This window comes from uncultured Methanobrevibacter sp. (assembly GCF_902770715.1).
GTDB lineage: Archaea > Methanobacteriota > Methanobacteria > Methanobacteriales > Methanobacteriaceae > Methanocatella.
Genome location: NZ_CACXTS010000003.1, coordinates 85,931 through 95,090, shown reverse-complemented (window position 1 = coordinate 95,090; position 9,160 = coordinate 85,931). Strand labels below are relative to the sequence as shown.

Annotated in this window: 9 protein-coding genes; all 9 read left to right on the top strand. The window is 34.1% G+C overall.

Annotation, left to right across the window (positions count from 1 at the left end):
- A partial coding sequence (locus tag QZU81_RS01765; protein WP_295589126.1) for a Cna B-type domain-containing protein occupies nt 1-618 on the top strand: 618 nt, incomplete at its 5' end.
- Nucleotides 605-889 (top strand): hypothetical protein, encoded by a 285-nt coding sequence (locus QZU81_RS01760; protein WP_295589125.1) that lies wholly within the window; start codon nt 605-607, stop codon nt 887-889. The genes QZU81_RS01765 and QZU81_RS01760, both read left to right, overlap by 14 nt.
- Nucleotides 886-3,645 (top strand): DUF11 domain-containing protein, encoded by a 2,760-nt coding sequence (locus tag QZU81_RS01755; protein ID WP_295589123.1) that lies wholly within the window; start codon nt 886-888, stop codon nt 3,643-3,645. The genes QZU81_RS01760 and QZU81_RS01755 overlap by 4 nt, the downstream gene beginning before the upstream one ends.
- Nucleotides 3,646-3,791: 146 nt before the next feature.
- Nucleotides 3,792-4,715, top strand: coding sequence for a tetratricopeptide repeat protein (locus QZU81_RS01750; RefSeq protein WP_295589122.1), 924 nt, complete (start codon nt 3,792-3,794; stop codon nt 4,713-4,715).
- 34 nt (nt 4,716-4,749) lie between these two features.
- Nucleotides 4,750-5,124, top strand: a complete 375-nt coding sequence (locus QZU81_RS01745) for a hypothetical protein (RefSeq protein WP_292826109.1) — start codon at nt 4,750-4,752, stop codon at nt 5,122-5,124.
- A 177-nt stretch (nt 5,125-5,301) separates the two neighbouring features.
- Entirely contained in the window at nt 5,302-6,093 is a 792-nt protein-coding gene (locus QZU81_RS01740; protein WP_292826112.1) for a 2-amino-3,7-dideoxy-D-threo-hept-6-ulosonate synthase, read from the top strand.
- Between the two features lie 8 nt (nt 6,094-6,101).
- Nucleotides 6,102-7,232 (top strand): 3-dehydroquinate synthase II, encoded by a 1,131-nt coding sequence (locus QZU81_RS01735; RefSeq protein ID WP_295589119.1) that lies wholly within the window; start codon nt 6,102-6,104, stop codon nt 7,230-7,232.
- Between the two features lie 8 nt (nt 7,233-7,240).
- Complete coding sequence (gene thpR, locus QZU81_RS01730; protein WP_295589117.1) at nt 7,241-7,798, top strand: RNA 2',3'-cyclic phosphodiesterase; 558 nt, start codon at nt 7,241-7,243, stop codon at nt 7,796-7,798.
- Nucleotides 7,799-7,802: 4 nt separating this feature from the next.
- Complete coding sequence (gene cca / locus QZU81_RS01725) at nt 7,803-9,158, top strand: CCA tRNA nucleotidyltransferase (protein ID WP_295589115.1); 1,356 nt, start codon at nt 7,803-7,805, stop codon at nt 9,156-9,158.
- Nucleotides 9,159-9,160: the final 2 nt, after the last annotated feature.

Genomic DNA, 9,160 nt, shown 5'->3' with positions numbered 1-9,160 from the left:
GTTGTGATTGTTTACTCTGTTAACGAGACTGCTGTTGTTAATTATACTGCTAATATTACTAGTGATGGTAAAGGTAATTGGACTGTAAATAACACTCATATTCCTGAATTAGTCAACGTTTCAGTTGAGAAAGTTTGGAATGACTTCAATGACTTTGATGGTATTAGACCAAATAATATTACTGTTATGTTATATGCTAACGGTAACAACATAAAAAATGCTACTTTAAACAAATCTACTGATTGGAAATTTACTTTCTATGATTTTGATAAGTATGAACAAGGTGTTTTAATTAATTATACCATTAAAGAATTAATTGAGGGTGATTATAATACAACAATTAATAACAATTCATATGAATTTATTATAGTTAACTCTCATATTCGTTCTAATATGACTGTTTACAGTCCTAATATGACTGTTGAGAAAGTTTCATTGAATGGTACTGATTTCGTTGTAATCAATGATACTGTTGCATTTAATATTACTGTTGTCAACACTGGTGACTGTGATTTACATAATGTGACTGTTACTGATGTTTACAGTGGATCTGAGTTAGTTTACGTTGATCATGCTGATAAGACTGTTTGGATTAAATCAGGTGATGTTTACTGGTAATTTGACTGTTGGTGAAAGTGCTAACTTCACAGTGGTCTTTACTGCTTTAGTGAACGGTACTTTAGTAAACCAAGTTAATGCTTCATCTAATGAAACTGATAATAAAACTGGTAATAACACTACTACTGTTTACAAACCTAACATGACTGTTGAGAAAGTTACTCTTGATAATGGTGTATTTGTTAATAATACTGTCAGGTTTGTGATTGTTGTTACTAACACTGGTGACTGTAACTTGTCTGATGTTAAAGTTACTGAAGTGGTAATTTGACTGTTGGTGAAAGTGCTAACTTCACAGTGGTCTTTACTGCTTTAGTGAACGGTACTTTAGTAAACCAAGTTAATGCTTCATCTAATGAGACAGATAATAAAACTGGTAATAACACTACTACTGTTTACAAACCTAATATGACTGTTGAAAAAATCTCATTGAACAAAACAGTTCTCCTTGGAAACAACACAGAATTTGTTATAGTTGTTACTAACACTGGTGATTGTAATTTGACTAATGTAAAAGTTACTGAAATCTTCAATGATAATGAGTTAAAATATATTAAACATACTAACGAAGAATCCTGGACTAAATCCGGTGATGTTTTCAATTATAAAGGTGTATTGGCTCCTAATGAAAGTGTCAACTTCACTATCACTTTCAAGACATTAGTGAATGGTACCTTAATTAACAAAGTTAATGCATCCTCTAATGAAACTGATAACAAAACAGGTAATAATACAACTGATGTAAAACCTGTTTGTGATTTGGAAATCTCTAAACTTGTAAATACTTCTAATGTATTCGTTAATGAATTTGTTGAATGGACTATTATTGTTAAAAACTATGGCCCAAGTACAGCTGAAAATGTTATTGTAAGAGATATTTTACCTGACAATATTGAGTTCGTAGTTCCTAAAGACTGTGAAATAAAAGGTGACGATTTAATTTGGAATATTGGAAAATTAAATCCTAATGAGTCAAAAACCCTTAAACTAATTACTAAACTTTTAGCTGAAGGTCAATTCGATAATTTCGTATCCGTCAACACAACTACCAATGAATCTGATTATACAAACAATAATGCAAGTAATACCACTGTTGCAAACCCAATTTGTGATCTAATCATTAATAAGACTGTTAATGCTTCATCTATCGATGTTGGAGACAGCGTTGAGTGGACTATTAACGTTATTAATGTGGGTCCTTCAACTGCACTTGACGTTAAAGTTAAAGACACCTTACCTGAAGGTGCAATAGTTTTAAGTGCAATTCCAAGTGTAGGCAGCTTCAATAAGGATACTGGAGTTTGGGAGATTGGAAACTTGGATGTAAATAATACAGTTTCCCTTTTTTTAGTTACTAAAGTTGTTGTAGAAGGAAACATTACAAATGTGGTTATTGTCAACACAAGTACTTACGAGCCAAATAAAACAAACAATGAAGCAAACAACACTACTGTTGCAAATCCAGTTTGTGACTTGGAAATCATAAAATTGGTTAATGCTTCTCGTGTATATGAAAATGATTTGGTTGAATGGACAATTACTGTTATAAACAGAGGTCCTAGCGTTGCATATGATGTTATTGTAAATGATACTTTACCTAATGGACTTAAGTTGATTAGTTCAACTCCATCTACTGGTACATACAGCAATGGAATTTGGGATATTGGAACTATGGATAAGGATGCTACAGTATCCTTGGTTTTAATAACTCAAGCTACAGAATTGGGTAACATTACAAACATTGCATCTGTAAATAGTTCAACTCCTGACAATAACACAACCAACAATATTGCTAACAATACTACTGAAGTAATTCCGGTTTGCGATTTAGAAATTACTAAATTGGTTAATGCATCTAAAGTAAACATTACTGACTTTGTTGAATGGACAATTAGAGTTGTAAACAAAGGTCCAAGCACTGCAAAAGATGTTAAAGTGACTGAAAAATTACCAAGTGGTCTTAAAGTTATTAAAGTAACTCCATCTACTGGAAGTTACGCAAATAATGTTTGGACCATTGGAGATTTAGAAAAAGATGCTTCAGTATCTTTAGTATTGATTACTCAAGTCGTTAAAGAGGGTAACATTACAAACATTGTTGTCGTCAACACTACAACTCCAGACAATAATGAGTCTAACAACGAAGCAAACAACACTACTGAAGTTAATCCAGTATGCGATTTGGATATTATTAAACTTGTAAGTGCTAAGAAAGCATACGTTGGTGAAGAGCTTACATGGACTATTAGGGTTACAAACCACGGTCCAAGTGCAGCTTCAGACGTTAAAGTTTTAGAAAACATTCCTAATTCTTTAAAATACATCAAAGCAATTGCTTCAAAAGGCACATACAATGCAAAAACACAAGTATGGACAATCGGTAAATTAGCAAGCGGTTCTAGTGTAACACTCAAAATCGTAACAAAAGTGTTAAGTGTAGGAAATATTACTAACCCTGTTGAAGTTACTACAACAACTCCTGAAAATGACACTACTAACAATAAAGCAAACAATACCACTGAAGGTATTGCGATAGTTGATTTAGCTGTAATTAAATATGCTGATAAGGAAGTTTACCATATTGGCGACAAAATCCAATGGATAATAACTGTTGTTAATTATGGCCCATGTGATGCTCATGATGTTGTGGCATATGATGTATTGCCTGATAGCGTAAAATTCATCGGCTATAAAGCATCCAAAGGATCATATGATGCATCAACTGGAAGATGGGACATTGGCAATTTAACCAAAGATGAATCTGTTACATTATACATTGATTGTATAGCACTCATCAATGGAAAAATTACTAATGAGGTAAACGTTACATGCAATGAAACCGACAGTAACTTATCAAACAATTATGATAACTGCACTGTTGAGGTCATTAAAAATGAAACTGTACCTCCAGTTCACCCAGAAAAACCTCCAGTAACTATGCATGCAACTGGTAATCCTTTAGCATATCTTGTAATGGCTTTAGTTATTATTTTCGGCAGTTTTTGGGCAGAAAACAGGAAAGAATAATCGAAATGAGAAAATTAACTAGATTTATATCTAGTTAATATTTTTTCTTTTTTTTTACTTTTTTTATTATTTAAGACAATTTTTTACGAAAAAACGTTAATTTTAATCAAAATATTTTTATCTAATTAGTTTTAAAGAAGTACTTAATGACTTTTTTGAATATTTATGATGAAATCAAGTGTGAAAGTTCAGATGACAATGTAAGATTTGAATTTGAAGGTCTTTCAACGGATTGGCTGAGCAAAGATGATTCATTCATAGAAAGGATTCAAACAGCAAATTTAAATCAGTCTTTCATAAAAGAGCATATTCTAAAGGAAATAGAAATAAGGAACATCTTGGATGATGGCATCAGATTTTTGAAATCAGAAAAATATGCAAAGGCAATCGAATGCTTTGATGAGGTTATATTTTATGATGAAAACTATGGCATGGCATTAATCAATAAATCACATGCTCTTTTCGGGCAAAAACATTTCGTTAAGGCATTAAGGTATTATAGGCGTGCAATAAAGGCCTCTGTTGATTTGGAGGATATTGAATATCAAAAACTTCTTTTGAAAAAATCCGGTGAGGAAAGGGATAATTTTCCAAAGCTGAAAAAGAACATCTATGCTGGTGATGAGTACTTTTCCCAAGGGGAATATGAAAAAGCACTGGAAAGTTATAAAAAAGCATTGTCTAATCCATCTAAACTTAAGGAAAAAATTCTTTTTAAACTACTCAACAAAAAAGCTACAACACACCTTAAATTAAATGAATTTGAAAATGCAAAGGCATGTTTTAATGAATCATTGAATGCATTAAACAATGACTATGCATACTTCGGAAAGGGACTGTGTGAATATGAGCTTAGTCTTCCGGGCGCATGCGAAAGTTTAGGCAGTGCCGTCAAATTAAAAAAAGCCCAATTGCTTGAAAAGGGATTGATCTTAAATGAGATAGGTTGCTATTCACAGGCATTGGAAACATTTGAATTCCTATTGAAAAATCATTTTAGACAAGATGAAATGTATATTAAAGCTTGTAGCGGCAGGGAATTTGCAATGGGCAAACTGGATTTGAATTGAAAAATTTATATCTATCAAAAATATACTTATAATCATGAAATTTTCAGGCTTCATGAATGTTTACCAGCTTGATGATATGAGTTGGGAGTATCAGTTTGGGGATAAGTCACTTAAAGCTGCGACCCTTAAGGAATTGGAAGTTCTTGTCAGTCTTTATGGCTTGAAATGGAAAGTTTTAGATAAAGACCTGGCTGCCAAGTCTCTTGAAGTTGACAAAAATAATGTAACCGGTTTTTTAAATGTATATAAGAAGGGAGATTTTTGGTATTATCGGGGATCAAATCTAAAGTCCCACAGTCTTGAAGTTTTGAGAAAAAAGGTCTTAAGCGAAAATCTTGAGTGGAAGGAAACTGACAAGGAGCTGGCCTATAAAAACTTGAAGTTGGACTCACGAAAGTTCAAGCAATAATAGGTAAAAAGATATTTTAATATTAAAAAATTCAATCAGTTTCAAATTTAATAATGATTTTATAACTTTTTTTTAAAATTTTCAATTTATGATTAATTGGTTGTCTAAATTTGTACAATTAGAATTATATACCTTGATTAAGAGATATATTATTCATAAGTATAACGAGGTTAAAAAATGATAGGTAAAAAGATTCGTTTAGAAAGAATCATTAACAGAAATACTGGTAGAACTGTAATCGCACCGATGGATCATGGTGTATCAAGCGGACCGATTCCAGGAATAATTGATATGGATGAAACCGTCGAAGAGATTTCTCAAGGCGGAGCAGATGCAATATTAATGCACAAAGGTATTGTAAAACAAGGACACCGTGGTTACGGTAAGGATATTGGATTGATTGTGCACTTATCAGCAAGTACATCCCTTGCACCGGACCCAAATGATAAGGTAACCGTAACAACAGTTGAAAAGGCAATCCAACTTGGAGCTGATGCAGTTTCAATTCATGTGAACTTAGGTTCAGAAACTGAAAGTCAGATGTTACAGGAATTAGGTGAAATAGCTGAAACCTGCGATTACTGGGGAATGCCTCTCCTTGCAATGATGTACCCTAGAGGTCAAAAAGTGGAAAACGAGCATGATGTGGAATTTGTAAAGCATGCTGCACGTGTCGGATCCGAACTTGGCGTGGATATTGTGAAAACAAACTACACTGGAGATCCTGATTCATTTAAAGAAGTTGTAGAAGGAGCAATTGTACCTGTAGTTATTGCAGGCGGTCCAAAAATAGACACTGATGAAGAATTATTGCAAATGGTTAAGGATTCTCTTGATGTTGGTGGAGCAGGCGTTGCATTCGGACGTAATTTATTCCAGGCAGAAAATCCAGGTAAAATCACCCGTGCAATTTCAGAAATCGTCCACCATGACGCAGAAGTCGATGAAGCTTTAAAATTCTTAGAATAGGTGATTTAATGCAAGATAAATTCGCTTGGATCAGCACTCCTGATGAAGAATGGGAAGATAAAAAAGAAATGATTACCACTGCATTGGAATCCGGAATAGACCATGTTTTAGATTTTGATGATATAGAACAAATCAGAAAACTCGGCAATGTAAAGATTATTGCAAACAATGATGATGCAGATATCTATTTGGTAGGCATTAATGGTGAAGGAGATGGCTTTGCTGAATTGAATGAGGATTTCACTGATTCAATTGATATTGCAAATGCAAAAAAAGCGAAAAGCGAAGGAAAAACTGTATGTGCATATATAATAATCACTGATAAGGCTCATGAACAGTTAGCGGTCAAATTAGGTTCAATTGTTGATTATATTATTCTTGTGGGAACCGACTGGACAATTATTCCCCTTGAGAATATTATTGCAGACTTGCAGAAGACAGATGTGGAAATCATTGCTGCAGTCCGTGATTTGGATGGAGCCCGTGTTGCTCTTGAAACATTGGAGCATGGGACTGACGGTATAATATTTGAAGCAAATGATTTCAACAATATCAAAAAGATAGCTCAAGAGGTCGTTGAAGCATCCCAAACAAAATATGAATTGCAGATTGCTACCGTAACCAATGTAAAACCATTGGGGTCAGGCGACAGAGTATGTGTTGATACAACCGATATGATGAAGCCTGGAGAAGGTATGCTAATTGGTTCCTATTCTAAATCCATGTTTCTGGTACACTCCGAGTCACTTGAAAGTGAATATGTTGCTTCCCGTCCATTCAGAGTCAATGCAGGTCCCGTTCAGGCTTATGTAATGGTTCCTGGAAACAAAACAAGATACCTCTCCGAACTTGTTGCAGGAGATGAAGTGTTGATTGTAAATACTAAAGGGGAAACCAGAACAGCTTATGTCGGAAGAAGCAAGATTGAAAGAAGACCATTGATTTTGATTGAAGCGGAATATGAAGGCCAGGTTATCAGAACACTTCTGCAGAATGCGGAAACAATCAGAATAGTCGATGAAAATGATGAACCGTTATCAGTAGCTGACGTAAAGGCAGGCGACAAAGTAAAAGTTTACATTGAATCAAGTGCACGCCATTTCGGAATCGCTATTGATGAAACTATTATTGAACAATGAGGTAAAGCATGTCCCAGATACGAGCATTTTTAGCCATAGATTTAGATGATGATTTAAAACCGAAAATTAATAAGATAATTAAAGAATTTAAACAGATTGATACACGAATCAAATATGTGGAATTGGCAAACCTTCATTTAACCTTGAAATTCTTTGGAGAAATAGATACTGCCGGTTTGGAATTGTTGGAAGAAAAAATAGCAAAAGTCGTATCTGAATTCAAACCTTTTAATGTCAAGATTAAAAGCTGTGGCGCTTTTCCTAATAACAACCATATAAAAGTGATATGGGTTGGAATCGAGGATGATTCCATAATTAAAGACCTGCATGATAAACTGGATAATGAATTCACTAAATTAGGCTTCGATAAAGACAAAAAATTCTCAACTCATTTAACTATCGGACGTATGAAATCAGCAAAAAATAAAAATCAGGTAAAATCAACAATTGAAGAATTTAGTGATGTTGAAATTGGTGAGATGACTGTAAACAATATTGTATTAAAAAAATCTACTTTAAAACCATCTGGACCAATATATGAAGATTTAATAGTATTTGAATTGTGATTTCATGGATTATAATTTAATATTGGATGATATAAAGCCAACAATGGATGAAACAAAACAGATAAATGAAGTTTCATCCAAGGTAATCAATTATTTACAGAAGTTATGTGACAGCGGTAATCTCAATGCCCATGTGGCTTTGGTAGGTTCTGTTGCTAAAAACACAGCTCTTAAAGGCAAGTCAGACATTGATATTTTCATTGCATTTCCTTTGGATACAGATAAAAAGATTTTAAAGGAAAAAGGACTGGAGTTAGCCCACCTGTGCTGTGATGAATTTGATTCGGTTGCAGAGCATCATTTTGCTTCACATCCATATGTTACCACTCACATTGAAGGCTTTGAAGTGGATATTGTTCCCTGCTATGCAATTGAAGACGGAAGTCAGCTCAAGTCTGCAGTGGACAGGACAATCCTGCACACCCGTTACGTTAAGGCCAACTTGAAGGATGGTCAGGAAGATGAGGTTTTGCTTCTGAAACGTTTCATGGCAATGACCGGAACATACGGTTCCGAATTTAAGGTTGGCGGTTTTGCAGGCTATCTATGCGAGCTGCTGATAATCCATTATGGAACTTTTGAAAATACATTGAAAAATGCCATCAGCTGGAAGTTCGGCCATAGCATTGATTTGGAAAACTATGGAACATCCAACCAATTCAAGGACCCTTTGATAGTTATTGATCCTACTGATGAGAACAGGAATGTTGGAGCAGCTTTAAGATTAGAAAAATTGGCTGAATTTATCCAATCAGCCCGAAATTATATTTTCAGCGATAACAAGAAAGATTATTTTTATCCGTTGAATCGAAATCTAAATAAAGAGGAAATATTGAATGAATTCAAATTGAGGAACAGCGAGTTCATTGCAATCAAGTTCAATATACCTGATATACCTCTTGATACGTTGCATCCTCAGCTTAGAAAAACTACGGAGGCTCTTGAGCGAAAATTAAATGGTGAGGAGTTCAATGTTTTCAAGGCGGATTATTGGAGCGATGAGATATTGAATTGTGTAATTTTGCTTGAAATGGCATCATCAACTTTAAATGATGTTAAGGTAAATGTAGGGCCAAAAGTATTCATCAATCAGGCATGTGAAAATTTTGTTGGAAAATACGGCCGTGAAAACTGCCATATTCAAGGTGACTTTTTAGTCCATACACAAAAAAGGGAATTCAGCAACGCCAAAAGCTTTATTGAACATATTTTCACAAAAGAGCACATTGGATTAATTAAAGTTGGAAAAAACCTTAAGAAGAACATTATTGACACTTATAAATTTATTGATATTGACGAAATTGCCAGCGAAGAATTTTTAGATGATTTCATAAATCCTGGCCAGTATATTGTAAGGTGAGC